The organism is Vibrio ulleungensis (assembly GCF_016900875.1).
Classification (GTDB): Bacteria; Pseudomonadota; Gammaproteobacteria; order Enterobacterales; family Vibrionaceae; genus Vibrio; species Vibrio ulleungensis.
This window is the reverse complement of the sequence record NZ_JAFEUM010000005.1, coordinates 84,300-109,242: the sequence shown is the minus strand read 5'-3', so window position 1 is coordinate 109,242 and position 24,943 is coordinate 84,300. Positions and strand designations below refer to the sequence as shown.

20 protein-coding genes are annotated in these 24,943 nt (G+C 46.0%); 11 read left to right on the top strand and 9 right to left on the bottom strand.

What is annotated here, in order from left to right; translation table 11 throughout:
* Positions 1 to 47: 47 nt before the first annotated feature.
* The 7 genes from JQC93_RS13270 to JQC93_RS13240 all read right to left on the bottom strand — a co-directional run bounded on the left by JQC93_RS13270 (position 48) and on the right by JQC93_RS13240 (position 10,165).
* On the bottom strand, positions 48 to 1,850 hold the full coding sequence (locus tag JQC93_RS13270; RefSeq protein WP_205158916.1) for an AMP-dependent synthetase/ligase: 1,803 nt from the start codon (positions 1,848 to 1,850) through the stop codon (positions 48 to 50).
* 192 nt (positions 1,851 to 2,042) lie between these two features.
* Positions 2,043 to 3,017: a transcriptional regulator LeuO gene (gene leuO / locus JQC93_RS13265; RefSeq protein ID WP_205158915.1), complete on the bottom strand. Its 975-nt coding sequence runs from the start codon at positions 3,015 to 3,017 to the stop codon at positions 2,043 to 2,045.
* Positions 3,018 to 3,343: 326 nt separating this feature from the next.
* Entirely contained in the window at positions 3,344 to 4,396 is a 1,053-nt protein-coding gene (locus tag JQC93_RS13260) for an MJ1255/VC2487 family glycosyltransferase (RefSeq protein WP_205158914.1), read from the bottom strand.
* Between the two features lies 1 nt (position 4,397).
* On the bottom strand, positions 4,398 to 4,928 hold the full coding sequence (locus tag JQC93_RS13255) for a phosphatase PAP2 family protein (RefSeq protein WP_205158913.1): 531 nt from the start codon (positions 4,926 to 4,928) through the stop codon (positions 4,398 to 4,400).
* A 144-nt stretch (positions 4,929 to 5,072) separates the two neighbouring features.
* Positions 5,073 to 8,198, bottom strand: a complete 3,126-nt coding sequence (locus tag JQC93_RS13250) for an efflux RND transporter permease subunit (RefSeq protein ID WP_205158912.1) — start codon at positions 8,196 to 8,198, stop codon at positions 5,073 to 5,075.
* Complete coding sequence (locus JQC93_RS13245; RefSeq protein WP_205158911.1) at positions 8,195 to 9,499, bottom strand: efflux RND transporter periplasmic adaptor subunit; 1,305 nt, start codon at positions 9,497 to 9,499, stop codon at positions 8,195 to 8,197. The genes JQC93_RS13250 and JQC93_RS13245 overlap by 4 nt, the downstream gene beginning before the upstream one ends.
* Before the next feature lie 9 nt (positions 9,500 to 9,508).
* Positions 9,509 to 10,165 carry a TetR/AcrR family transcriptional regulator gene (locus tag JQC93_RS13240; RefSeq protein ID WP_205158910.1) on the bottom strand — a complete coding sequence of 219 codons (657 nt, stop codon included), beginning with the start codon at positions 10,163 to 10,165 and terminating at the stop codon, positions 9,509 to 9,511.
* A gap of 415 nt (positions 10,166 to 10,580) precedes the next feature.
* Here JQC93_RS13240 and leuA point away from each other — a divergent pair, with 415 nt between their 5' ends.
* The 5 genes from leuA (at position 10,581) to JQC93_RS13215 (ending at position 16,338) form a co-directional block, all read left to right on the top strand.
* Complete coding sequence (leuA, locus tag JQC93_RS13235; protein ID WP_205158909.1) at positions 10,581 to 12,128, top strand: 2-isopropylmalate synthase; 1,548 nt, start codon at positions 10,581 to 10,583, stop codon at positions 12,126 to 12,128.
* An 89-nt stretch (positions 12,129 to 12,217) separates the two neighbouring features.
* On the top strand, positions 12,218 to 13,309 hold the full coding sequence (leuB, locus tag JQC93_RS13230; RefSeq protein WP_205158908.1) for a 3-isopropylmalate dehydrogenase: 1,092 nt from the start codon (positions 12,218 to 12,220) through the stop codon (positions 13,307 to 13,309).
* A gap of 82 nt (positions 13,310 to 13,391) precedes the next feature.
* Positions 13,392 to 14,792: a 3-isopropylmalate dehydratase large subunit gene (gene leuC, locus JQC93_RS13225; protein WP_205158907.1), complete on the top strand. Its 1,401-nt coding sequence runs from the start codon at positions 13,392 to 13,394 to the stop codon at positions 14,790 to 14,792.
* 11 nt (positions 14,793 to 14,803) lie between these two features.
* A complete protein-coding gene (leuD, locus tag JQC93_RS13220; RefSeq protein WP_205158906.1) occupies positions 14,804 to 15,406 on the top strand; it encodes a 3-isopropylmalate dehydratase small subunit in 603 nt (200 codons plus the stop codon).
* Positions 15,407 to 15,543: 137 nt separating this feature from the next.
* Complete coding sequence (locus JQC93_RS13215; RefSeq protein ID WP_205158905.1) at positions 15,544 to 16,338, top strand: DUF547 domain-containing protein; 795 nt, start codon at positions 15,544 to 15,546, stop codon at positions 16,336 to 16,338.
* 316 nt (positions 16,339 to 16,654) lie between these two features.
* On the opposite strand, the gene djlA is transcribed toward JQC93_RS13215, so the two are convergent.
* Complete coding sequence (gene djlA / locus JQC93_RS13210; protein ID WP_205158904.1) at positions 16,655 to 17,512, bottom strand: co-chaperone DjlA; 858 nt, start codon at positions 17,510 to 17,512, stop codon at positions 16,655 to 16,657.
* Between the two features lie 155 nt (positions 17,513 to 17,667).
* On the opposite strand from djlA, the gene lptD reads away from it, so the two are divergent.
* The 6 genes from lptD to JQC93_RS13180 are packed head-to-tail and all read left to right on the top strand — an operon-like array spanning position 17,668 to position 24,308.
* On the top strand, positions 17,668 to 20,001 hold the full coding sequence (lptD, locus tag JQC93_RS13205; protein WP_205158903.1) for an LPS assembly protein LptD: 2,334 nt from the start codon (positions 17,668 to 17,670) through the stop codon (positions 19,999 to 20,001).
* 18 nt (positions 20,002 to 20,019) lie between these two features.
* On the top strand, positions 20,020 to 21,324 hold the full coding sequence (gene surA / locus JQC93_RS13200) for a peptidylprolyl isomerase SurA (RefSeq protein ID WP_205158902.1): 1,305 nt from the start codon (positions 20,020 to 20,022) through the stop codon (positions 21,322 to 21,324).
* Positions 21,299 to 22,300, top strand: coding sequence for a 4-hydroxythreonine-4-phosphate dehydrogenase PdxA (gene pdxA / locus JQC93_RS13195; protein WP_205159079.1), 1,002 nt, complete (start codon positions 21,299 to 21,301; stop codon positions 22,298 to 22,300). Before surA ends, pdxA begins: the two co-directional genes overlap by 26 nt.
* Positions 22,297 to 23,106: a 16S rRNA (adenine(1518)-N(6)/adenine(1519)-N(6))-dimethyltransferase RsmA gene (rsmA, locus tag JQC93_RS13190; protein WP_205158901.1), complete on the top strand. Its 810-nt coding sequence runs from the start codon at positions 22,297 to 22,299 to the stop codon at positions 23,104 to 23,106. The genes pdxA and rsmA overlap by 4 nt, the downstream gene beginning before the upstream one ends.
* 18 nt (positions 23,107 to 23,124) lie before the next feature.
* Positions 23,125 to 23,502 carry a Co2+/Mg2+ efflux protein ApaG gene (gene apaG, locus JQC93_RS13185; RefSeq protein ID WP_236009559.1) on the top strand — a complete coding sequence of 126 codons (378 nt, stop codon included), beginning with the start codon at positions 23,125 to 23,127 and terminating at the stop codon, positions 23,500 to 23,502.
* A gap of 2 nt (positions 23,503 to 23,504) precedes the next feature.
* The gene (locus tag JQC93_RS13180; protein WP_205158899.1) at positions 23,505 to 24,308 is read left to right on the top strand and encodes a symmetrical bis(5'-nucleosyl)-tetraphosphatase; all 804 of its coding nucleotides are present in this window, start codon (positions 23,505 to 23,507) and stop codon (positions 24,306 to 24,308) included.
* 24 nt (positions 24,309 to 24,332) lie between these two features.
* Here JQC93_RS13180 and JQC93_RS13175 read toward each other — a convergent pair whose 3' ends face one another.
* Entirely contained in the window at positions 24,333 to 24,869 is a 537-nt protein-coding gene (locus tag JQC93_RS13175; RefSeq protein ID WP_205158898.1) for an outer membrane beta-barrel protein, read from the bottom strand.
* Positions 24,870 to 24,943: the final 74 nt, after the last annotated feature.

The window sequence follows — 24,943 nt, the reverse complement described above, 5'->3', positions numbered from 1 at the left end:
ATGTAGCATTACAGGTGTTTCAGTTAACAATTTGTTATTTTGAGCGATTACTTGCCCTTTTTCTCATCGTACATTTCTTCGATTTCGTCTTTATAACGTTCATTGATTACTTTACGACGAAGCTTTTGAGTCGGGGTCAATTCGCCTTCATCCATAGAGAATGATTTTGGCAACAGCTTAAATTTCTTCACTTGCTCAAATCGTGCTAATTCATTTTGCAGTGCGTGAACACGCTTTTCAAACATCTCAACCACTTCACTGTGTTTAATCAGCTCCAATCGATCGTGATACTTAATGTTTAATTCTTTCGCGTACTCTTCTAGTGCTTCAAAACTTGGCACAATCAAGGCGGACACAAATTTACGGGTATCTGCAACTACGGCAATTTGCTCGATAAAGTGGTCTTTACCAAGGGTACCCTCGACCATTTGAGGTGCGATGTACTTACCGCCTGAGGTCTTCATCAGCTCTTTAATACGGTCCGTAATGAACAAATTACCATGCTCATCAAAATGGCCAGCATCTCCCGTTTTCAAGAAGCCGTGCTCATCGAACGATTTTTCAGTCTCTTCGGGCATTTTATAGTAACCGCGCATGACCATAGGGCCACGGACTAAAATTTCGTTGTTTTCACCAATTTTAACTTCCGCACCAGGCATAACAGTGCCAATAGAGTCAGGGTTGAATTGTTCGTCATCCCAACAGGTCACCGTCGCCACAGTTTCGGTCATGCCGTAACCTAGCTTAACGTTGATCCCTATCGCATGGAAGAAACGACCAATGGTTTCATCCAGTTTCGCACCACCACAAGGCATGAACTTTATGTTTCCACCTAGGCCTGCTCGCAGTTTAGACAGTATTAATTTGTCTGCTAAGGCGTAGTTTTTCTTCAATAACCAACCCGGCTTACGTTGCTCTTTCTTGGCAGCAGCCACTTTTGCTCCCATATTTACCGCCCACGTAAACATCAGTTTCTTTACAAACGATGCTTTGGATACTTTTTCGTGGATGGTTGAGAACACTTTTTCATAGAAGCGAGGAACTGCCGCCATGATGGTTGGCTGAACTTCCTTTAGGGCCTCTACCACTTGCATTGTGTCTTTTAGGTAGACATTAGTTGCGCCGGTATACAACACATAGAAAGACCATGCGCGTTCAAATACATGTGACAGCGGTAAAAAGGCTAATGACACATCATCTGGTGCTAGGCTTAAGCGTTCGTCGTGAGACTTCAATTGGCTGGCAAAGTTAGCGTAGTCGAGCATAACGCCTTTTGGCTGCCCTGTTGTACCAGAGGTGTATATCAAGGTTAGAAGATCATCAAAATTGGCGTCATTCAAACGCTGTTCAAGTTGATCGTTGCTACCTGTACCTTGCTCTAGAAACTCAGCCCAATGACAACTGTTAATCTCTTCACTTAAAGTAATATCCTCACACATAGCAACCACCAACTCGAGCTGGGTGCATTCGTCGAATATACTTAAAGCGGCGTCGTATTGCGCCTGTTCGCCCACAAACAAAATCTTAGCGTCGGCATCTTGGAGGATGTAAGAGGCTTGTTTTGGGGTATTGGTTGGATAAATCGGTACTGTTACTGCTCTAACCTGCAGCGCACCAATGTCAGCAATGCTCCATTGGGGCATGTTGTTTGAGAAGATGGCGACTTTATCTTGAGGCGCAATGCCATTCACTATTAGTGCTTTTGACAGCGAATCTAGCCGTTCACCAAATTCACTCCAACTTATGTCTAACCACGAGCCATCCTGCTTGTAGCGTAGTGCGGGTTTCGTTTGACCCGCAACAACCTGTTCGCGGATTCTTTTGACAATATGATAAGAGGAATTTTGCATAGACTCACCGGTTGGGCTTACACTTGTAAGCTAATAATCGCCACAAGTGTACAACCGTTCGCTCAAAACGCAATCAAAATCTCACCGCATAGAATGTAACCAATTATTGCTAAATTATCCGCCGTACAAAACAGGGCTGCTGCTGTCAACTAAGCCGCCCTAGCACTGAGAATTAATCACCTTATTGCAGGGTTAATTTAACTGTTTCGACTTAGCGATACTCACGATTTGCTCCTTTAACCAACTATGTGCAGAGCTTTGCTGAGCCGTTTCGTGCCAACTCAAGTACGTGGTGATTTGTCTATTGTTAAGAGGCAATTCAAGGATGTTCAAGTTAGGATTCACTTCACTCATCGCGCTAGCGACCCACATAGGTACTATCGTGAGCAGTTCTGATTCAGACACAACATAGCCTAGGTTTGTGATTGTTAGACCCCAATAGGCGGCTTTACAATCAATTTCCGCATACGCCGCTTGCGTAAATGACTGTATACCATTTTGCCTTGTTAGCTGTGCGTGCTTTTCGAATTGCAGTTGGGCTAAAGTTAGTGAGTCTTGAACTCTTGGGTGATCTTTTGCTGCAAGCACGACCAATTGGTCGGTAAACAGTTCAATACTTCGATACTCATCCGACGCAGGTTTTGAGAAATCAATGACAAAGTCTACTTCTTGAATTCGTAGCTTCTGCTCAATATCACTTGCCGTTGCTGTTTGTATCAGAAGTTCAACATTAGGGGCTAAATCCTGAATGTGGCGTAGTACTTTTCCAACCAAGCGCACATCATTAGGCTGACCAATCGCAACAGAAAACTGACGGGTCGAAAACTGAGGAATAAACTCAGTATCTGGCAACTCATTCTTTACCAATTGCAACGCTTGTCGAATTGGGCCAAATATTTGCTTTGCTCGCTGTGTCGGCTGAATACCGCGGCCATAACGCAAAAACAGATCGTCTTTGAACATGATTTTTAGACGAGAAACAGCATTACTTACTGCGGGTTGCGACATATTAAGCAGTTTCGCGGCTCGAGTAATGTTTTGCTCTTGCATTACCGCATCAAAAACCGTTAGCAGATTGAGATCAACCCCACGGAGTGTTGGCATGCTTCGGTTAGTAGTCTCTACTGTGATTAGCTGTTCTTTGGTGGCATCGGAAGTGAAGTTCATAGTTTCCTGGTCTCTAAATCATGTAACTCGTTAACTGAGCGTTAACTGTAAGATTCATGACAATAGTTGAGCGTCTATTTTCTGACTGACCTTTCTTGACACTCCTTGCCTGGTTCACTGCTCAATTATCAATCGAATGAATATTGCATGACACTCACTATGAGCAATTGAATTTGTTGAGACAACCGATTTAACAACATCTGATTACATTTTATACTGCCTGCCAACAAGGCACCTTAAAACAATGATTTAGAAAACATCAAAAAATACATAAATTAGAGTTTTGGTGTATTTTTAGCCTAAAACGATAAGTTTGAGTAATAGCTCTACGCACTCAACTCCACATAACTCGGAAAAACAACCCGGCTCCAGAGCGAGTCAACCAACTCATTTTGATTAGACCAATTCGCTTTTAATAACCACTGAACGATGTCTTGTGCGACGTTTGGATAGTAAACGGGCTCTCCTAGATCCTCTTTCACCCATTGGCTCATGATGGAGCTGTCCAAGTGTTGCATTGTGGTCGCTAACCCTAGAGCTTCTAGCGTCGCTACATTGCTCTGTTGTTCAAACTGGCCTTTTAGAGGTTTCAAAAGAAGTTTCTTACCCAGAGCCAAAGCTTCTGAAGGCAGTTCAAATCCACCATTGCAAATAACGCCCCTGCAATGAGCTAAGTCTTGTTTGAACCCTTGTAGGCTTAATGGCTTATAAAGAACGTTCTCACTTTGATACTCCGACTCGATGCCCGGGTGATAACAGACGAATTGCACACCATCAAAACGAGTAAGCAAACGCGTAATATGCCCTAAAAGCTCAAACGGAAGGTACACCAGAAAGGCCTCGCCAAACTCAGGGGATTGCTCAGTGGAGTGACTGATTATGGGGGGCAAAATAGGTTGATCATAATGATACCAATGAAGACCCAACTCAAAATCACAAGGAGCAAACTGGTGGATCACTGCGCGGTCTACGAGGCCAAATGTTGCTTTTGGCACATCGTATCGAAAGGCGTTTTGATGACTGACACCAATACAAGGGACACCTTGGTATTTTGCAGCCCAAGCCGACACAGGTTCAAAATCATTTAGCACTAAGTCATAGTCTTTTAAATCCAACGAGCACGCTTCACTGACAAAACGCAATGGATTATTATTAAGTGCCGTGCGCGCATAACTCACGCGTCCTTTATGGGTGACGAAGCTTAAACCTTGCCTCAGGCTGAAGTCACCAAAAGACTCCATCGCAAAATATCCATTCTGCGCTCGGCCAGAAAACAAAAAATCGACTTCCACATTGGTTTTTTCGAGCTCACTGGCTATCGCTCGTGCTCGAGAGATATGCCCATTACCTGTACCTTGAACACCGTACAAAATTTTCATCTTAGCTCACCATCAATAATGCAGCATTTGCGCTAGCAGCGCCCAACAACATTCCAACAATCACATCACTCAAAAAGTGAACGCCTAATAAAATCCTTGATAGACCAACGGCCATAGCCCAAAGCAATGCCACTACTGCAAAGGCTGGAAAGAAATAAGCAATCAGTGTCGCCATCACCATAGCGGCCGCAGAGTGTCCGGAAGGTAAGCTATAGCGATCTGAGGGGGTAATGAATGCGGGGATCACCCGCGTTAGTTCGGCTGGTCTTCGGCGCCTAACCGCATTTTTTGTGAGCCAATAGATAGGCAGTTCAATGGCAAAGGCCAGCAACCCTGCACAAAGAAAGCTCCATCCTAGCGTTGGTCTTAGCCATAGAAGAGCCATAGCCAAAACCACATAGAGAGGGCCATCACCGGTACGCGATATCCAACGACACACTTTAGCGACTTCAATACTAAAACGGTGATCCAAACAAAGTATGGAAAAATTAAGATCAAACTGTGCAATACGAGCGATTGGTTGGAGTAACATTCTCGCCTCCTTGGCTTTCACATCTTGAAGTTAAAAATTAGCCTCCAAAAGTGACAAGTAAGTGAAGCGTGGATGTCTTTTGTATTAAAAAAAGAAGGACCATCCGGCCCTTCTTTCAACAACACACGTTTAAAGGTAAATCAATTAGCTGGTTTTTATGTCATCTTCCCACTCTTCGTGACGTTTATGAACCAATCCAAAATCGGCCAAAATGGCATAAGCCGATGGGATCATAAATAGCACCAACAATGTAGAAGCAAAAATACCAAACACAGTCGAGATCACTAGAGGTTTAATCACCTGAGCTTGCAAGCTGGTTTCTGCAAGTAATGGTAATAGGCCTGCTGCAGTGGTGAGTGAAGTTAAGAACACAGCTCTAAAGCGCTCACGACTGGCTTTTACAACCGCATCATAAATAATGTCCCCTTCTTCAATATGATGTCGAATGTATTGGACCAACAATATTGAGTCATTGACCACAATCCCCGCCAGCGAAATGAAACCAAGCATGCTCGGCATACTCATTGGGTGTCCCCACAGTAAATGACCGTAGGCTGCCCCAATAAAGGCGAGAGGTATTGCGATCATCACCACAAAGGGCTCCACATAACTGCGGAACTGATAGCTTAAGATCATGAACACGCCAAACAGACCGATCATGAAACCTTTCGCCATAGACGAACCTGTCTCGGCGGCATCTTTAGACTGACCTTCAAAATCGAATCGCAACCCAGGGTAATCGGCTTTAAGATCCGGAACGATGTCACGTCGGAACTGCCGTTCAATCTCGCCCGTGTTGGTCTTAGTGGTGTCTACATCCGCAAATACTGAGACCGTTCGCAACCCGTTAATTCGTTGTATTCGCACATAGTTTCGCTGAAAGTCCAAGGTAGCAACAGCGCCCAACGGGATTTGACTGCCATCGGCCATCATGATGGGAAAGTTAGCCAACTGCTGCAGATCGCCCGCTTCTTGTTTATCTAAGCGAACATCAATTTTTATGTTTTCGACGCCAACTTGGATTTCATCGGCAGTTTGACCATAAAAGGCCGAGCGCAACTGATTGGCAATCATTTGGCCGTTAACACCAAATGTTTCTGCACCAGGACGAAGCTGAACCAATACCTCTTCTTTACCTAAGCGCATATCGTCCATCACGCCAGTTACGCCATTAAAACCAGAAAAATAGTCTTGTATCTCTTGGGAAGCAGCCTTGAGTTCATGCACATCATCGTGCTGAATCCGCACTTCTAGGGCGCGACCTCCCGGTCCCATCGATGGCTGTTTAAACACGAGTGAAACCGGATCCGTCAACTCGCCAACTTCCTCTCGCCACGCGTCAATAAAGCGGTCTATGTTGCTGTTGCGAGTTTCAGCGCTCAGCAGATCCAAACGCACAGTGGCAATGTGTGGTCCAGTTTCGTTGGCGTCAGCGTTAGTATTAAATTGGCTTGTGATCTGTCTTACAAGTTGCTCGCCACCTTCTTGTTCGTCACTCCATTGCGTATTGAGTTTCTCGGCTGCGGCTACGATGGTATCAACAACGATTTCCGTCTGTGACAACGACGAACCTGGAGGCAAGATGACACGAGCTTCAGCAATGTCGCCATCCAATTCAGGAAAAGGAACAAACTTAAGCATGCCACTGGCAAGCAACGCAATGGACGACATCATTAGCGCCAGAACAAAACCAACAAAGGCGTAGCGGTAAGCCACTACCTTTGTGACCGCATTAACTAAATGTACATTGCGAAAATGTTCAAACTTTTCTAAGAAACGGCGTTTGAAGGCGAGTGGCTCTCGCTCCTTGCGTTGACGGTGTAGTGAGTGTGCGAGGTGGTGAGGTAAAATTAAGAACGCTTCAATCAGACTGACCGATAACACTAAAATCAACACTTGCGGCACCGCGCGCAGTACAGCACCCATTTCCCCCTGCAGAAACAGCAAGCTACCGAAAATGCAGATGGTTGTGAGAAATGAAGACAACACGCCAGGGAGGACTTTTTTAACGCCTTTGTATACTGCTTCGTCAATGCTATAGCCGCGTTCAAGATGGGAGGCTATGGATTCGGCAATCACGATGGCATCATCCATCATAATACCAATCGCCATTAGCAAGCCGACCAGTGACATAATGTTTATCGATAGCCCAAGCTGCGCCATCATAAACAGGCCACCTAAGAACGCGACCGGTAGACCTGCTGCGACCCAAGCAGAATATCGTAAACTAAAGAACAGCCACATTGTGAAAAATACCAGAACGATACCTTGCCAGCCATTTTTGAGCATCATGCTTAAGCGATCCCACAGCAATGAAGAGAGATCGTTAGTCATTTCAAGCACAACACCATCGGGTGCCATCGCTTGATGATCAGCGACGAACAGCGCCACCTGATCTTTTATTCGCAGTGCATCATCCTGCTTGTTTTTACTGATCTTTAATACTGCTGACGGAGAGCCATTAAACAGAATTTTTTGCTCATCGAGTTCAAAGCGATCGGTTATGGTCGCTATGTCTCGCAAGCGGATCACTGAGCCGTTTTCGCCCGACCCAACCACAATGCTTTCGAGCTCGTGTGGGGTCACGCGGCGTTCATCAAAACGGATCAGAAAGTTCTTCTGCTCCGTTTCAATATTACCACTAGGTAACTTAATGTTTTGCCGGCCAATTTGCGTTGCGATATCACTAACACTTAAACCAAGTTGCCGAATGGCGTGGGTATTCAGTTCAATCCGATATTGGTGATCAGAAAAGCCTGCAATATCCACTAAGGACACACCGTAGTCGAGTTTGAGGCTGCGCTTTAGATCTTCTGTATAGGCTTTTAATTGCGGTAAAGGCATGTCTGCTACAACAGCGACATCGACGACCGGTTCATTCCAATCTAACTCTTGAACAACAGGAGACTCAATTTCATCAGGAAAGTCGTTAATCGAGTTAATTTGGGTCTGAACATCCACCAACATTCGACCAATGTCCGCTTCATCATTCAATTTCAAAACAAGTCGAGCTGAGCCTTCAATCGCTTCACAGCGTGTTTCAACAATATTAGACAACCCATCGACCGCGTCTTCAAGGCGAACACAGAGACTCTCTTCCACTTCTTGAGGAGACGCTCCGGGGTAGACAATACCAGCCATAATGTATGGAGGACTGAATTCCGGAAAGGTTTCTCGTTTGATGTTACCTAGGGACGTTAATCCCACCAACATGATCCCCAACATGAGTAGGTTTGCTGCTGTAGGGTGACGAGCGAAAAATCGGATCATAGCTGATCTCCTTCAGCCGCTCTTAGAGCCATTCCTTCCACCGCTGGCAACAGATCATTAAGAACCAACATATCCCCTGTGGTTACGTCACCTTCGATGACCACTTGTCCATCTTGTCGATAAAGCACGGTAACTTGACGAATATCGAGCTTTCCGTTGTCATCCATGAGGTAAATTCGATCGCCATGCAACGCGCGCTCAGGCACCATTAGCAAATCTTGTTTCGCTCCTGTAATCGATGCTTTAACAAACATTCCGTTAACCAACAATGGCTTACCTTCGGACAAGTTTGTTTGCAAATCTTGGTCAATTTCCAAAATGACACCAACAGTCGCTTGGTTTACATCCACGGTATCACTTAGTCTCGCGACTCTCGCTTGATACTCTGCCGTCAGTTGTCCACTAGAAAGAGTAACGACTGCGCTCATTTTATCTAAGTTAGGAATGGCTTGAGGATTGCCTACCGCAGCAATGGCTCCGGCACTGCTTGCAATGGTTTGTAGATCATGAATCGACAGTTGCGCTTCGACTTCAATCGCTTCTATTGAGTGCCCTACAAACATGGTTTGCTGCATGTTGACCACCTGATTAATTTCAATATCCACGGTCGAAACACGCATGGTTGCTGGTAGGGTTATACTGGTTTTATCCAATAAATTTTTGGCTTGATCCACATTCGCCTGACTTACATGCACCGCAGCTTGCGTTGCGCTTCTTTCTTCTGGGTAAAGGGTTAATGTATTGCGCATGTCTTGAACCAGTTTTTGCTGCGCAAGATAGCTTTGCTGCTGTGAGTCCACATCAGATTGTGAGGCCAGGCCTCTAGAAACCAGATTTTGAATCCGCGACAACTCATTCTCACTCAGTTTAAGCCTGCTCTCTTCGATTTTTATGGTTTGCTTTAAATTGGTGTTCTCGAGTGTGAGCTTTGTAAGGCTTGTCTTAGACTTACTCAAATCGGCTTCTGCCTGAGCAAGTTGCAATTCGTAATCAATGGGATCTATGCGCAATACTTGCGTACCGGCTTCCACGATCTTTCCTTTTTCAAGATCAGGATGTCGATACAAAACCTGACCGGTCACTTCAGCTATGGCCTTCCATTCGGTTTTTGGGCGAAGTTGCCCATAGCCAATCACAGTAGGGGCAATTGACGTCCTTTCTAGTGGAATCACATCGACAATTCGCGCACGCTCCGAAATGGGTTCGACGGGAAGATCTTTTTGAGATTTTACGGCAATCACTAAAATAGCGATGCCTGCTGCAAAAAATGGGAAGAAAAGTAGTTTACGAGACAGAGACATTAACGTTCCTTAGTCAATTTTAGCGCCGGGTTTCATAAACCCATTGGTGATTAAAGCAATATTGTGCGACAAGTAACCTTCTAGAAACTCATCGTCTAACTCAATGCCGTGCAGCTCCAACATTGGTGCGGGAGCCAGAAATGGAAACATGATTAAACTGATCACAGAAAGTCTTGCCATTTTAGGATCCAGCCCTTCTCGCAATAATGCACTTTCAGACATTTTGGCAAAAATACGATGATGCTCTGTATCCATCATTTCGGAAAAAACTTTGACTAACAGCTGTCGCTGTACTGCAGATGCTGGCATATGCATACCTTGGAATACCAGCTTAGGAAAATCGGGCATTTCTTTCATTTGGGTCATTTGCATAGACATCATGTCCAGCAGCGTCACTTGATCGCCACGCTTTTGTAGCTCGTGCATCTTTTGCCTGAGAGGGTCCATAGTTTCCCTTACCATGGTTTCGAATAGCCCTTCTTTATTTCCAAAGTAATAGCGGATCATCGCTGAGTTAACCCCAGCTTTTTCGGCTATTAATCTTGTCGACACCTTGTCATATGGCATAGAAGTAAATAGCTCTCGGGCCCGTAAAATTAATTGAGCACGTGCGTCGGATTTCCCCGTGGGGCGGCCGACTTTTTTTTTGGTTGTCTGTTCGGACATATCACCATCACTCTTTGCAATCATAAATCGAAAATTTCTACGCGGCGGATTTTAAGTGTGTATCAGCTAGTCTGATATTAGTTTAATTCTCGGTATTTATCCAACCGATTAATTACTCAGATTTTAAATTGTACACTGTGCTGTATGCAAGTCGATTTAATAAAAAAAGTATTTTGTCCTTGACGCTGATGGTCATTTTGGGTACTAATTTGTTATCAACTTTTTGTGGACGTAAAATATGCACCGTTTTGTCTCTTCACTACTCCTCCTGCTTATCGTGAATCAATCGCGCGGGTAGGCTGTGGAAGAAACATAAACACCACAAAATAGACAACCCGCACTAGGCGGGTTTTTTTGTACTTATCGCCCTAGAAAATGCTAGAGCAAACGATTCACTATTAAGAGGATTCTAAAAATGAAGGATCAGGTCATTATCTTCGACACCACGCTACGCGATGGCGAACAAGCCCTTTCAGCCAGTTTGACGGTTAAGGAAAAGCTGCAAATAGCCTATGCGTTAGAGCGTCTCGGCGTTGATGTAATTGAAGCTGGTTTTCCTATCTCTTCGCCAGGTGATTTCGAATCAGTACAAACTATTGCTAAACACATTAAGAACAGTCGTATCGCTGCATTGTCTCGCGCAGTTGCCGCAGACATCGACGCCGCAGCGCAAGCACTGAGCGTTGCTGAGCAATTTCGAATTCATACCTTTATTTCTACCTCAACGATCCACGTACAGGACAAATTGCGCCGCAGTTATGACGACGTGGTTGAGATGGCGGTAAAAGCAGTAAAACATGCGCGTAACTATACCGACGATGTCGAGTTTTCTTGTGAAGACGCAGGGCGTACACCCATCGACAATCTATGTCGTATGGTAGAAGCGGCGATTAATGCAGGTGCAAGCACCGTCAACATTCCAGATACCGTTGGCTACACCGTTCCAAATGAATTTGGTGGCATCATTCAAACACTGTTTGACCGCGTCCCTAATATCGATAAGGCGGTCATTTCTGTGCACTGTCACGATGACTTGGGCATGTCTGTGGCTAACTCTATTGCGGCTGTCCAAGCCGGTGCTCGCCAAATCGAAGGCACCATCAATGGTATTGGTGAGCGCGCCGGAAACTGCGCACTAGAAGAAGTGGCGATGATTTTAAAAACTCGCCAGAATCTAATTGGCGTTGGCACCAACATTAAACACGATGAAATCTCTCGCACCAGCAAGCTTGTTAGCCAATTGTGCAACATGCCGATTCAAGACAACAAAGCCATTGTGGGCGGTAATGCCTTTAGTCACTCATCAGGCATCCACCAAGATGGCATGCTAAAAAATAAAAACACTTACGAGATCATGACGCCTGAGTCTATTGGTCTTAAAAATCAAGCACTAAACTTAACCTCTCGCAGCGGTCGTGCTGCGGTGAAGAGCCACATGGACAGCATGGGCTATAAAGATGAAGAGTATAACTTAGACGCTTTATATGAAGACTTCTTGAAGCTTGCCGATCGCAAGGGCCAGGTGTTTGATTACGACCTTGAAGCCTTGATGCACTTCTCAAACTTGCGTGATGAAGACGACTTCTATAAGTTGAATTACTTGAGCGTTCAATCGGGCAGTGTGATGGCGACCACCAGCATTAAATTGCAGTGTGGCGATACCGAAACCTCTGAGGCGGCTGTGGGTAACGGCCCTGTAGATGCGCTTTACCAATGTATTTATCGAGTCACAGGTTATGACATTGTATTGGACAAGTTTGACCTAACGGCGAAAGGTGAAGGTGAAGACGGATTAGGTCAGGCTGATATCATCGCCAACTATAAAGGTCGTAAATATCACGGTACAGGTATTTCAACCGATATTGTTGAGGCCTCAGGACAAGCATTGCTGCACGTCATAAACAGCATTCATCGCGCCGACCAAATCGCCGAAATCAAACAAAAAAAAGTGGCGACGGTTTAGTAACAAAAGCGAGTTGATAACGAAGAAAATTACGGCGCTATCAACTCGCACTTAAAAAATTAAGCATAAGAAAACTATTAAGGAAGATCATGACAGACAAGAATTACACCATCGCTGTATTGCCAGGTGATGGTATTGGCCCAGAAGTGATGGCGCAAGCCAACAAAGTCCTCGACGCAATTGAACAAAAATTTGGCTTTACTCTTACGCGTAGTGAGCATGATGTCGGTGGGATCGCCATTGATAATCATGGTTCTCCGCTTCCGCTTGCAACATTAACCGCCTGTGAAGAATCAGACGCAGTTCTATTTGGCTCTGTTGGCGGTCCTAAATGGGAGAACTTACCGCCTAACGATCAGCCAGAGCGTGGTGCGCTACTTCCGCTACGTAAGCATTTCCAACTGTTTTGTAACCTACGCCCTGCGCAAATTCACGCAGGTTTAGAAGACTTCTCTCCTCTGCGCGCCGACATTTCTGGTCGTGGTTTTGATATTGTGGTGGTGCGTGAGCTCACCGGCGGTATCTACTTTGGGCAACCAAAAGGGCGTGAAGGTGAAGGAAAAGACGAAAAAGCGTTTGATACCGAGGTATACCATCGCTACGAAATCGAACGTATTGCCAAAATTGCCTTTGAGTCAGCGCGCCTACGCGATAAGAAAGTGTGCTCAATAGACAAAGCCAATGTGCTGCAAAGCTCCATTCTCTGGCGTGAAGTGGTCGAAGAGATTGCTAAAGACTACCCAGACGTAGAGCTTTCTCACATGTACATCGATAACGCGACCATGCAGCTGATTAAAGATCCTGCGCAATTTGATGTGATGCTGTGTTCTAACATCTTCGGCGATATTATTTCAGATGAGTGCGCGATGATCACAGGCTCCATGGGTATGCTTCCGTCAGCCAGCCTCAATGAAAGCCAGTTTGGTTTGTATGAACCAGCCGGTGGCAGTGCTCCTGATATCGCGGGTAAAAACATCGCCAACCCAGTGGCTCAAATTCTGTCGGCCGCACTGATGCTGCGCTACAGCCTAGGTGAAGAAGACGCAGCGCAAGCCATCGAAAAAGCGGTGAGCCAAGCGCTATCTGCGGGTGAGCTGACTGCTGATCTTGCTGCAGCAGGAAAAGCTCTGACGACATCGCAAATGGGCGATACCATCGCAGCGTACATCAGCAACGCGTAATCAAGCCGCTGGCTAAAAAGAATTGTTATAGCAAAATGGAACTCTAGATTAGGCGGGCCCGCCCGCCTACAAGGAACACAACATGGCAAAAACACTATATGAAAAAGTCTACGATGCGCACATTGCGGTCGAGGCTGAGGGTGAAAACCCAATTTTGTACATCGACCGTCACTTAGTGCATGAAGTCACGTCACCACAGGCGTTTGATGGATTACGCGAGAAAGGACGTACGGTTCGCCAAGTAGGCAAAACATTTGCCACTATGGATCATAACGTATCCACCACCACCAAAGACATCAATGCCTCTGGTGATATGGCACGAATTCAAATGCAAACGCTGGCTAAAAACTGTGAAGAATTTGGCGTCACCTTGTATGACATCAACCATAAATATCAAGGTATTGTGCATGTTATGGGACCAGAGCTAGGCATTACTCTGCCGGGCATGACCATTGTGTGTGGTGATTCTCATACCGCGACGCACGGAGCATTTGGCTCGTTAGCCTTTGGTATTGGCACCTCAGAAGTTGAGCATGTTTTGGCAACGCAGACGCTAAAACAGGGCCGTGCCAAGACTATGAAAATTGAAGTAAAAGGTCACGTAAACCCAGGCGTAACCGCGAAAGATATCGTGCTTGCCATCATTGGTAAAACCACCGCTGCAGGCGGCACGGGATACGTGGTTGAGTTTTGTGGTGAGGCGATAGAAGCTCTCTCCATGGAAGGTCGTATGACGGTGTGTAATATGGCCATCGAACTAGGCGCGAAAGCCGGTCTTGTCGCCCCAGACCAAACCACCTTCGACTACATACAAGGACGTAAATTTGCACCAACTGGCGACGACTGGGATGCCGCTGTTGCCTACTGGTCGACACTGAAATCGGACGACGATGCTCAATTTGACGCGGTTGTCACCTTGCAAGCCGCCGACATCAAACCACAAGTGACTTGGGGAACCAACCCAGGCCAAGTAATTGCGGTGGATGAGCCAATTCCTGCACCAGAGAGCTTCAATGACCCTGTCGAAAAAGCCTCAGCCGAAAAAGCCTTGGCTTATATGGGATTGGAAGCTGGCAAAGCTCTGTCAGACTACAACATCGATAAGGTGTTTGTTGGCTCTTGCACCAACTCACGCATCGAAGATATGCGCGCGGCCGCGGCCGTTGCTAAAGGCCGCCAAGTTGCCTCTCATGTTCAAGCCTTGATTGTTCCTGGCTCTGAACAAGTTAAAGCGCAAGCTGAAGCGGAAGGCTTAGATGAGATCTTTAAGCAAGCGGGTTTTGAATGGCGTCTGCCAGGTTGCTCAATGTGTCTTGCAATGAACAATGACCGCCTTGGTCCAAAAGAGCGCTGCGCGTCGACGTCGAACCGCAACTTTGAAGGGCGACAAGGCCGTGAAGGGCGAACTCATTTGGTTAGCCCAGCGATGGCCGCTGCAGCAGCCATTGCTGGTCACTTTGTTGATATTCGTACGTTGGACTAAGGAGATAACTCATGACTGGATTTAAACAACATACCGGTATTGTCGTCGCCTTAGATGCAGCCAACGTCGATACCGATGCCATTATCCCCAAACAGTTTTTGCAAAAAGTCTCTCGCTTAGGCTTTGGCAAACACCTTTTTCATGACTGGCGCTTTTTGGACGATGCGGGTCAGCAGGCGAACCCAGAGTTTGTCTTAAACTACCCTCGTTATAACGGGGCAAGTATTCTACTCGCGCGCGAAAACTTTGGCTGTGGATCATCGCGTGAGCACGCACCATGGGCACTGGCCGACTACGGCATTAAAGCGATGATTGCGCCGAGCTTCGCCGACATTTTTTATGGTAACTCCATCAATAACCAGATGGTTCCGGTTCAATTAACTGAAGCCGAAGTGGATGAGCTGTTTGAGTTTGTCGAAGGTAACGAAGGGGCAACCGTAGAAGTCGATCTAGAGGCATTGAAGGTGCGCGCGAATGGCAAAGAGTACAGCTTTGAGATTGACTCTTTTAGACGCCACTGCCTACTTAATGGCTTAGACAACATAGGTCTAACCCTGCAACATGAGCAAGCCATCTCTGATTTTGAAAGCAAAATTCCTAGCTTTTTAAAATAACGATAGCTTATAGACAAAGCCGCAATACTCGCGTTCGATGAGTTTTGCGGCTTTTTGTTTTTTTAGTGAAAGTAAATGCCCGGCCATGGGGTCTTAATTAACGTACACTTAACCAAGATATTGACAGGGAAGATTCAATGTTCACCTTTGTAAATCGACTACTTATACTAACTGCGGTTGTTTTTTCTTGCTCACTGTTCGCCGCGCCTAAAGCGGATCTTTGGGACTACTGGCAACCTTTTGCTGATGCCAAGGCTGTAGACATTGATCATCAGCCCTATCAAGAGTTTCTGGACAGCTATTTAGTTGTGCAAGGGCAGCACACCCTAGTGAAATACAATCAAGTCACTACCCAAGATAAACAATCACTAAAAACGTACTTATCAAAGATGAGTGAGGTGGATCCGCATCAACTCACGCGTGAGCAGCAATACGCATTTTGGGTGAACCTGTATAACGCCTTTACCATTGATATTATTTTGGATAACTACCCCACAAAATCAATTACTAAGATTGGCGGGCTATTTAGCTTTGGTCCTTGGGACAAGGAGATTACCACCATAAATGGTCAAGCGCTGACACTGAACGATATTGAGCACAGAATTTTGCGCCCGATTTGGCAAGATCCACGCACCCACTATGCGGTGAACTGTGCCAGTCTCGGCTGTCCCAACCTACAGCAACGTGCATTTACTGAGGCCAATACCGAACAGTTATTGCAACAAGCGATGCAAAGCTATATATCTAGCGACAAAGGCGTGCTCTTGTCCAATGGTCAACTTACCTTATCATCCATTTACGACTGGTTTGAGGTCGACTTTGGAGGAAGTGATGGTGTTATTGATCATCTTGCTGAAATTCGACCAGAGGTGGCGAATTTCTCAGGTAAGGTGAAGTTTGACTATGACTGGTCGCTGAACGAAGTGAAATAATAGACGCGACTTATCGCACACGAAAACGCCCTGCTAAAGAGTTGACTCATCCAATCATTAGCAGGGTGTAAAACTCTAAAAACCTGCATGTACCAAGGCAAGGTCATGAACGTTTTGTGAGCACAATTTGGTGTGTGACTGGAGCAAACCTACACGGCATGGACGCCGTGTCGGAGCCATCAGGGATGATTTCACGGCGCTTTGCGGAAGTCATACGCCGAATTGTGCGGTTTTTGCAGACTCATGCGCTCACCCTACTGCATGCACTCTTTTTGAATTGAACTATTCTACTATCAATTCAATACTAACGAGTGTTTTACTTAAACCCTTTCTCTTTCTTAATCAAATCGTACGCATTTTGAATTTCTTGCGCTTTCTCTTTAGCCATCTCCATCATTTCTGGTGGTAAACCTTTCGCCACCAGCTTGTCTGGGTGATGCTCATTCATCAGTTTACGGTAGGCTCGCTTCACTTCACGCGAATCGGCATCCTCGCTCACACCAATAAGCTCGAACGCATCCTTTAACTGGTTGGCGCTAGGTGCTTGTTGCCATTGCCCACCTTGATACTGCCCTTGGTGATGGCCACCAAAGCCGCCTTGCTGGAATCTAAACGCCGCTTCTTGCATACGAAGACGCTGTTCAAGTTGCGCAGCACTGAACCCAAGCCCTTGGGCAATGGTGTGCAAAATCGCGCGCTCTTTGGGATCGAGACTCCCATCCGCGAACGCGGCCGAGACCTGAACTTCAAGAAAAAATTGCAGTAAGTCATAACGCCCTGCCGTTACCGTGCGAACTTTTTGCAGTATCTCGTCTAAAGGAAAGTCGCTCTCCTTACCGTCACGAAACGCCGCCTGTGCCGCGCTAGTTTGCTCTGGGTCCAGACGCATGCGCTGCATAATGTTGCTAGCCAACTCAATTTCTTGACGAGTCACCTGCCCTTTAGACTTTGCAACATGCCCCATTACCGCGAATGTCGCTTTAAAAAACTCGCCTTGTCGCTGCTGCTGTGAGGCGGTACCTCGATACCCTCCAGAAGTACCACCGAATGGGTGGTTGGCGCGGGCACGGGCGCGATCAAATCGATGGCCAAGGTATAAGCCGATGAGCGCGCCTAAAAAACCGCCAAACATCGTACCAAATAAAACCCCAATCAACTTGCCAAAGTAATGCATGCTATTTGCTCTCAATCGACTAATTTATCTATAGAACTCCGCATCAAAATTCGCTTGATGACACAAATTCCATTATTATAAGGAACATTTCCTCAAGGACTCGGTCAACCATTCTAACGGACCGAAAATCTAGTTACATAGGATAGTACTACTCAATGCATAATGATTCCCGCACAAAAGTTGGCACCCTACTCTTTGCCATACTGTGCGCGTTGCCAAATTTTGTGGCTGCAGAGTCTGACACAACCAAGAATACCACAACTGATGGCAGTCATGCTCTCGGTGATAACTTTGATCAATGTTTGGTCAACAGTGATGAAAATCAAGACATTGAGTCTCAAACCACCTATGTTGAGGCAGACTCATTAGCTGGACAGCGCGGTGATAAAGCTCGCTATGAAGGTGATGTCGTTGTTACGCAGGGCGTCAAAGTTTTAAAGGCCGATACCGTTACCTTCCACGAAACCGATAATATCGCTGTTGCGGAAGGCAACGTTTTTCTGACCGATGGCCAAATCAAGACCGACGCGACTCGTGTCACAACGGATCTCGATACCAACAACAGTTCCATTGAAAATGCCGACTACGAAATGTTGTGTGAGCAAGGCCGTGGCACCGCCAAACTTATCTATTCTGAAGGCAAAAACTATTACGAATTAGAAGACGGTACAATTACCTCTTGCCCCGAAGACGATAAATCATGGCAGTTTAAGGCAAGCTCTATCGAGATTGATCAAGATAAGCAAACAGCCACGTTGCATAACCCACGCTTTGAGATCCAAGAAGTCCCTGTTTTTTGGATGCCATATATGACAATTCCTACAGGGGATGAGCGAAAAACGGGTTTTCTCTACCCCTCAGTAGCCTTCGGTTCTCGAGACGGTTTTGAAGCTGAAATCCCATTTTATTGGAACATTGCACCAAATTACGATCTCGAAACCAACATCAAGTACATGCAAAACCGTGGGTTGCAACTTGATAACCAATTTCGCTTACTCACCGACTTCGGGCAGTCTCAAGTCGACTTTCAGTGGTTAGGTGAAGACAAACTGTACGAAGACCTTGGTGACCGCTGGGGTGTGGGCTTGCAGCACAACGGTATATACAATAATAACTGGAAATTTGGCATCGATTACGGCCAAGTAAGCGACATCTACTTTTTCCGCGACATCGACTCTAACATCGGTGAACGTGAAGACGGCCAACTGCTTCAAGATGCCTATACCTCTTACCGTAACCAAAACTGGGATACCACATTAAGAGTTCGTAGCTTCCAACTATTGTATGAGCCAAACGCTGAAGATGGCCTTCCCTATGAAATGCTGCCGCAGTTAGAAGCCAACTACTACTTACCACAGGTATACAAATATCTGGACTTAGACGTCATTTCACACGTCACGCGTTTTCAAACGGACGGCACCACCGACGTTCAACCAGAAGGCGCGACTCGAGTACACATAGAGCCAGGCGCTACAATCCCTATCGTAACCACTTGGGGATCGGCGATAACAGAAGCTCGACTACTAGGAACCTACTACAACCAAGACATTGAAAACTATGTTGGAGTAGACGATTTAGAAGAGGAAGTCGTCAGATTTGTCCCTCAATTTCGCTCGATCGGTACACTAATACTAGAGCGTGATACCTCGTTATTTGGCGGGTATACACAAACGCTCGAACCCACAGTGCAATACTTATACGTTGGTAAAGTTGACCAATCTGGAATCTATGGCAATTACGATACAACTACATTGCAAGGCGACTACTACAGTCTGTTCAGGCCGCGTAAGAAAAGTGGCGTCGATGATATTGTCGCTGCAAACCAAATCAGTTATGGCGCCTCTACGCGATTCTACGACGATGAGTATCGAGAACGAGCCAGTTTATCATTCGGGCAAATAATCCACCTAGACGATCGATATGACACCCCTAACGACGATCAATTGGCTTGGGCAATGGAAGGTGACTTTAACTTTAACGATTACCTTTATTACCACGGTGGCCTCTATTATTCTGTTGACCAAGGGGAACTTGCGACGGCAAATAGCAGTCTAGAGTACAGACACGGCCGAGGGTATATCCAAGGTAACTACCGATACGTCACAAAAGACTACATCGACAGCACCGTAGATTTTGATACCGAAAACATCACCAATGACGGTATCTCTCAGCTCGGTCTAGTTACTGGTTATTCCATTAATCGCAACTGGCAAGCCAACGTACAGTACTACTACGACACCACAGAAAGTATTCCACTGGAGTTGGTTGCCAGTTTACGGTACAACTCGGATTGTTGGTATATTGGTTTCACTTATTCCGACTTAATCCGCTCTTACGAAAACCTCGGTGTCGACAACAGCGAACCTGAGTATGAACAAAACCTGGGTATCAACTTTGGTATTGTCGGGTTTGGACAGGCATTAGGCTCAGACACAGGCTCTAACAGTGGTGCTCTGGGTTATGGCCGACCATTTAGATTAGATAACTAACATATTTTGGACAATGTAATGATGAGTATTAAACGGCTGCTTGCGGTATCACTTACTGTGCTGCTGAGTTCACACAGTATTGCTGCACCGCAAGAGCTAGATCGTGTTGCCGTCATCGTCAATGATGGCGTCATCCTACAAAGTGATATTGATGCATCACTAAAATCAGTCCGTATGGGTGCGGCTCAAAAAGGACAAGCACTACCCGACGAAGAGGTACTGAAAGATCAAGTGCTCGATAAATTGATCCTAGATACGCTGCAGGCACAAGAGGCAGAGCGCATAGGTGTACGAATTAACGATCAACGACTTGATGAAGCAATCTCGACCATTGCTCGAAATAACGATCAAACACTACTTGAACTGCAGCAAAGCGTTGCTGACCAAGGGTTATCCTATGCAGAGTACCGCGAACAGATCCGTGATGAAGTCGCCGCCTCTGAAGCGCGTAATGCACTGGTTCGTCGTCGAATCAGCATATTGCCAGCAGAGGTAGAAAACCTTAGCAAACTATTGTCTGAAGAGACCAATAAGAGTGTCGAGTATCGCATTGGGCATATCCAATTAAGATTCAACAGCAGTCAATCGAAAGAAGAAGTTGAAGCTCAGGCGCAAGAAATTAAGCAGATGCTTGACGATGACGAGGACTTTTCAAAGTTAGCACTTACTTACTCAAAAGGACCTAAAGCCTTGGAAGGTGGTGACTGGGGTTGGCTACGAAAAGAAGAAATGCCGACCATATTTGCCGACCAAATTACGACGCAAGGTAAGTCTGCCATTATCGGTCCATTTAGAAGTGGGGCGGGATTCCATATTCTTAAAATCAAAGACGTCAAAGGTCTCGAAACCGTTGCCGTTACAGAGGTCAATGCTAGACACATATTGATCAAAACGTCAGTAATACTTAGTGACGAAGGTGCCAAGCAACAATTGGAGAACTACATTCGTCAAATAAACAGTGGCGAAGCAACGTTTGCCGATCTGGCACAACAGTTTTCAGCAGACCCAGGCTCTGCATCGCGCGATGGCGAGTTAGGTTATCAAACACCCGATTTGTACGTCCCTGAGTTTAAACACCAGGTAGAAACCTTACCTATTGGCTTGATTAGTGACCCATTTAAAACGGTCCATGGCTGGCATATTGTCGAAGTACTCGATCGCCGTGAAGTCGATAGAACGGACTCTGCGCTAAGTAATCGCGCTTATCGAATACTGTTTAACCGTAAGTTCAATGAAGAAGTCAGTACCTGGTTGCAAGAGCTTCGTGCCAGCGCCTATGTCGAATTTATCGAAACCGATGAGGAGCTCGACGTTGTCAACTAAGCGTATCGTAATCACCCCAGGAGAACCTGCAGGAATAGGCCCAGACTTAGTACTAGCACTGTCTACTCAAAGCTGGCCACATCAGCTTGTTGTCTGTGCAGATCAAGAGCTGCTAAAGCAACGTGCAGACGCATTGGGTATTGAGGTTACGCTCAAAGAGTATGACGCCACAGCGCCAAAAACACCGACCCAAGCAGGTGAATTAACCGTTGACCACATCGCGATGTCTTCACCTTGTGTTGCAGGCAGTTTGGATGAAGCAAATGGGCATTATGTGCTGAAAACGCTCGAGCGGGCCGCAATGGGCAACCTTAGCGGTGAATTTGATGCTTTGGTTACAGGTCCAGTCCACAAAGGTGTGATCAATCGCGCAGGTGTGGCATTTAGTGGTCACACTGAATTTTTCGCAGAAAAATCTCAGACTCCTCTCGTGGTTATGATGCTGGCAACAGAAGGTTTACGAGTTGCGCTGGTTACAACGCACATTCCACTGGCTTACGTCTCAAAGGCGGTAACGTCAGAACGACTAACCAGCATTGTGGAAATCTTACATGCCGATTTAGTGTCTAAGTTTGCCATTGAACGCCCAAAGATCTATGTGTGTGGCCTAAATCCACATGCGGGAGAAGATGGGCATTTGGGAAGAGAAGAAATTGAAGTCATAACACCAACCCTAAACCGTTTACGTGAACAAGGGATGGATATTGTGGGACCATTGCCTGCTGACACCATTTTCAACCAAAAATATCTAGAAGATGCCGATGCCGTGTTAGGTATGTATCACGATCAGGTCCTTCCCGTGCTAAAATTTAAAGGATTTGGAGAGTCTATCAATATAACGCTAGGCCTTCCGTTTATTCGTACATCAGTTGATCATGGCACTGCGCTTGATTTGGCTGGTACTGGGCTTGCCGATACAGGAAGTTTACGCACTGCGCTTGCTCACGCAATAGAATTAGTAGAGAACAAACAATGAGAAATGACGTCCACCAAGGACACAAAGCCAGAAAACGTTTTGGCCAAAACTTCCTAAATGATCCATACATTATCGATGGCATTGTGTCATCGATTAACCCTCTTCCAGGCCAAAACTTGGTTGAAATTGGCCCAGGTCTTGGCGCGATCACCGAACCTGTTGGCAAAGAAGTCGACAAACTAACGGTAATTGAGCTAGACCGAGATTTGGCAGAGCGCTTACGCAACCATCCGGATTTAGCTGAAAAGCTGACTATCCACGAAGGCGATGCAATGCGTTTTGACTTTACTCAGCTCGTTAAGCCTGACAATAAGTTGCGCATCTTTGGTAACCTGCCATACAACATCTCTACACCCTTGATGTTTCACTTGTTTGAGTTCCACAAAGACATCCAAGACATGCACTTCATGCTACAAAAAGAAGTTGTTAATCGTCTTGCCGCAGGTCCTGGAACCAAGGCCTATGGCCGCTTAACGGTTATGGCTCAGTACTATTGTAAAGTTGTGCCGGTGCTGGAAGTACCACCAGAATCTTTTGTTCCACCACCAAAAGTCGATTCAGCGGTTGTTCGCCTCGTGCCATATGAAGTCTTGCCGCATAAAGCAAACAGCCTTAAATGGTTGGACCGCGTGTGTCGTGAAGGTTTTAATCAACGTCGCAAAACCGTTCGCAACTGCTACAAAGCACTGTTAGATAAAGAGCAACTGGAAGCGCTTGGAGTTAACCCAAGTATGCGACCTGAAAACCTTACTCTAGAACAGTTTGTGGCAATGGCGAATTATCTGGATGCCAACCACACGGCTTAATACTACCTTAATGGAGTGATGATGAGTGACCCTTGCATAAAGTGCCAAGTACTGACTAAGTATATTGAAAGTCAGTCCAATCCTGAGCAAAAGCGCTATGTGTTTGCTTATGTCATCACAATTAAAAATTTAAGCACCGAAACCGTACAGTTGATCAGCCGCCGCTGGCTGATCACCGATGCAAACGGCAAGCAAATATCGGTAGAAGGTGAAGGTGTTGTCGGCGAGCAGCCTATCATTCCTGCCAATGACGAATACACCTATACCAGTGGCACTGCCATTGAAACGCCAATGGGGACAATGCAAGGGAGCTACATCATGCTGGACTCTCACCAACAAGAGTTCGCTACCAACATTGACCCTTTTACTCTTGCCATTCCAAATATCATCAATTAACTGTGGCTAACTATATTGTAGGTGACCCACAAGGGTGTTTTCGCGAGCTGCAGATGCTGTTGGAGCAAGCTCAGTTTAATGCAAAACTCGATACACTGTGGATTGCTGGAGACTTGGTCGCCCGTGGCCCAGATTCACTTGAGGTGTTGCGATTTGCCAGATCATTAGGCAAGTCGCTAAAAGTGGTGCTAGGCAATCACGATCTTCATCTGCTCGCGGTTGCCAATGGTATTCACCGTATTAAAGACAAAGACCGCACTAGACCCATACTTGAAGCCCCTGATCGCGATGAACTTCTAGACTGGCTAAGACAGCAACCTTTGATGCAAGAGCATGCAGAGTTTGTGGTTTGTCATGCTGGGATTTCTCCTCTTTGGGATTTAGATACCGCTAGAGCGAATGCACTTTATGTTCAAGAGGCATTGAGTGGCTCTCACTGGGTGACACTGCTTAAAGAGATGTACGACAATCAACCCGAGCTATGGGACTGTACGCTAACGGGTTATGCAAAACTGCGCTACATTATTAATGCGTTTACTCGAATGCGCTATTGTTACGCTAATGGTGGGCTTGATATGGCGTGCAAGCAGCCTCCCTCGGAGGTCTCTGACCCCAATTTAGTCCCTTGGTTTGAATGGCCTGACCGCGTAAAGCTAAGTAAAACCGTGCTATTCGGGCATTGGGCTGCTCTCGAAGGCTATCAAAATAGTAATGTGATTGGGCTGGACACTGGCTGTGTCTGGGGTGGATCACTGACGATGATCCGTTGGGAAGATCAGCGCTACTTTGTTCAAGCAGCGCTGTAATTGCTAGAACTAAAACTCAAGCAATTAGAATTTGTAGCCAAAGCTCATAGAAAACTGGTCCAGATCACTGTACTCAGTCATCAAGTAGTCAAAGCGCATATCGGCATAAAAGTTGTGCATAAAGGTTGCGCGCGCACCAAAACCAAATAGAAATGACGTGTCGCTCAAGTCGCCAGAACCTGGAATCCCATCGATTGAAAATTTCTCGTTAACCTGCGCCAGACCCAGTGCCACGTAAGGCTTTATAGAGAATTCTTGAAGGTCAAAAGCGTAACCTATATCCGTGTCAGCCTTAAATACAGAACCATCGACATTAGCATCTCCCCAAGACTCACCAAAGCCTTGATAAGACACATTAAAACCAAAAATATGGTTAAGCTCATAACCGTACTCTAGCTTTAATCCGCCCCCTAATCCCAGATCAAAGCCAGCCGTTACATCTTTGGTTTTTGAGAAGCCAGCACCTATTCGGTGCCCCTCAACATTAGCAGGGTTAGCAAGAGTGGGAAGGGAGACTGCAGCCGAAAAAGTGGCAATTAGCACGGGAAGACATTTTTTCATTGGAATACTCTATTAATATTAAGAGGTCATCCTTGATAAAAAAACGTCGTCCCTGACACACAGCGACTATAAAG

Bases quoted from the DNA above. Each gene is read 5' to 3' on its own strand.
- JQC93_RS13270 (WP_205158916.1), bottom strand. From the start codon at position 1,850: ATGCAAAATTCCTCTTATCATATTGTCAAAAGAATCCGCGAACAGGTT.
- leuO (WP_205158915.1), bottom strand. From the start codon at position 3,017: ATGAACTTCACTTCCGATGCCACCAAAGAACAGCTAATCACAGTAGAG.
- JQC93_RS13260 (WP_205158914.1), bottom strand. From the start codon at position 4,396: ATGAAAATTTTGTACGGTGTTCAAGGTACAGGTAATGGGCATATCTCT.
- JQC93_RS13255 (WP_205158913.1), bottom strand. From the start codon at position 4,928: ATGTTACTCCAACCAATCGCTCGTATTGCACAGTTTGATCTTAATTTT.
- JQC93_RS13250 (WP_205158912.1), bottom strand. From the start codon at position 8,198: ATGATCCGATTTTTCGCTCGTCACCCTACAGCAGCAAACCTACTCATG.
- JQC93_RS13245 (WP_205158911.1), bottom strand. From the start codon at position 9,499: ATGTCTCTGTCTCGTAAACTACTTTTCTTCCCATTTTTTGCAGCAGGC.
- JQC93_RS13240 (WP_205158910.1), bottom strand. From the start codon at position 10,165: ATGTCCGAACAGACAACCAAAAAAAAAGTCGGCCGCCCCACGGGGAAA.
- leuA (WP_205158909.1), top strand. From the start codon at position 10,581: ATGAAGGATCAGGTCATTATCTTCGACACCACGCTACGCGATGGCGAA.
- leuB (WP_205158908.1), top strand. From the start codon at position 12,218: ATGACAGACAAGAATTACACCATCGCTGTATTGCCAGGTGATGGTATT.
- leuC (WP_205158907.1), top strand. From the start codon at position 13,392: ATGGCAAAAACACTATATGAAAAAGTCTACGATGCGCACATTGCGGTC.
- leuD (WP_205158906.1), top strand. From the start codon at position 14,804: ATGACTGGATTTAAACAACATACCGGTATTGTCGTCGCCTTAGATGCA.
- JQC93_RS13215 (WP_205158905.1), top strand. From the start codon at position 15,544: ATGTTCACCTTTGTAAATCGACTACTTATACTAACTGCGGTTGTTTTT.
- djlA (WP_205158904.1), bottom strand. From the start codon at position 17,512: ATGCATTACTTTGGCAAGTTGATTGGGGTTTTATTTGGTACGATGTTT.
- lptD (WP_205158903.1), top strand. From the start codon at position 17,668: ATGCATAATGATTCCCGCACAAAAGTTGGCACCCTACTCTTTGCCATA.
- surA (WP_205158902.1), top strand. From the start codon at position 20,020: ATGATGAGTATTAAACGGCTGCTTGCGGTATCACTTACTGTGCTGCTG.
- pdxA (WP_205159079.1), top strand. From the start codon at position 21,299: ATGAGGAGCTCGACGTTGTCAACTAAGCGTATCGTAATCACCCCAGGA.
- rsmA (WP_205158901.1), top strand. From the start codon at position 22,297: ATGAGAAATGACGTCCACCAAGGACACAAAGCCAGAAAACGTTTTGGC.
- apaG (WP_236009559.1), top strand. From the start codon at position 23,125: ATGATGAGTGACCCTTGCATAAAGTGCCAAGTACTGACTAAGTATATT.
- JQC93_RS13175 (WP_205158898.1), bottom strand. From the start codon at position 24,869: ATGAAAAAATGTCTTCCCGTGCTAATTGCCACTTTTTCGGCTGCAGTC.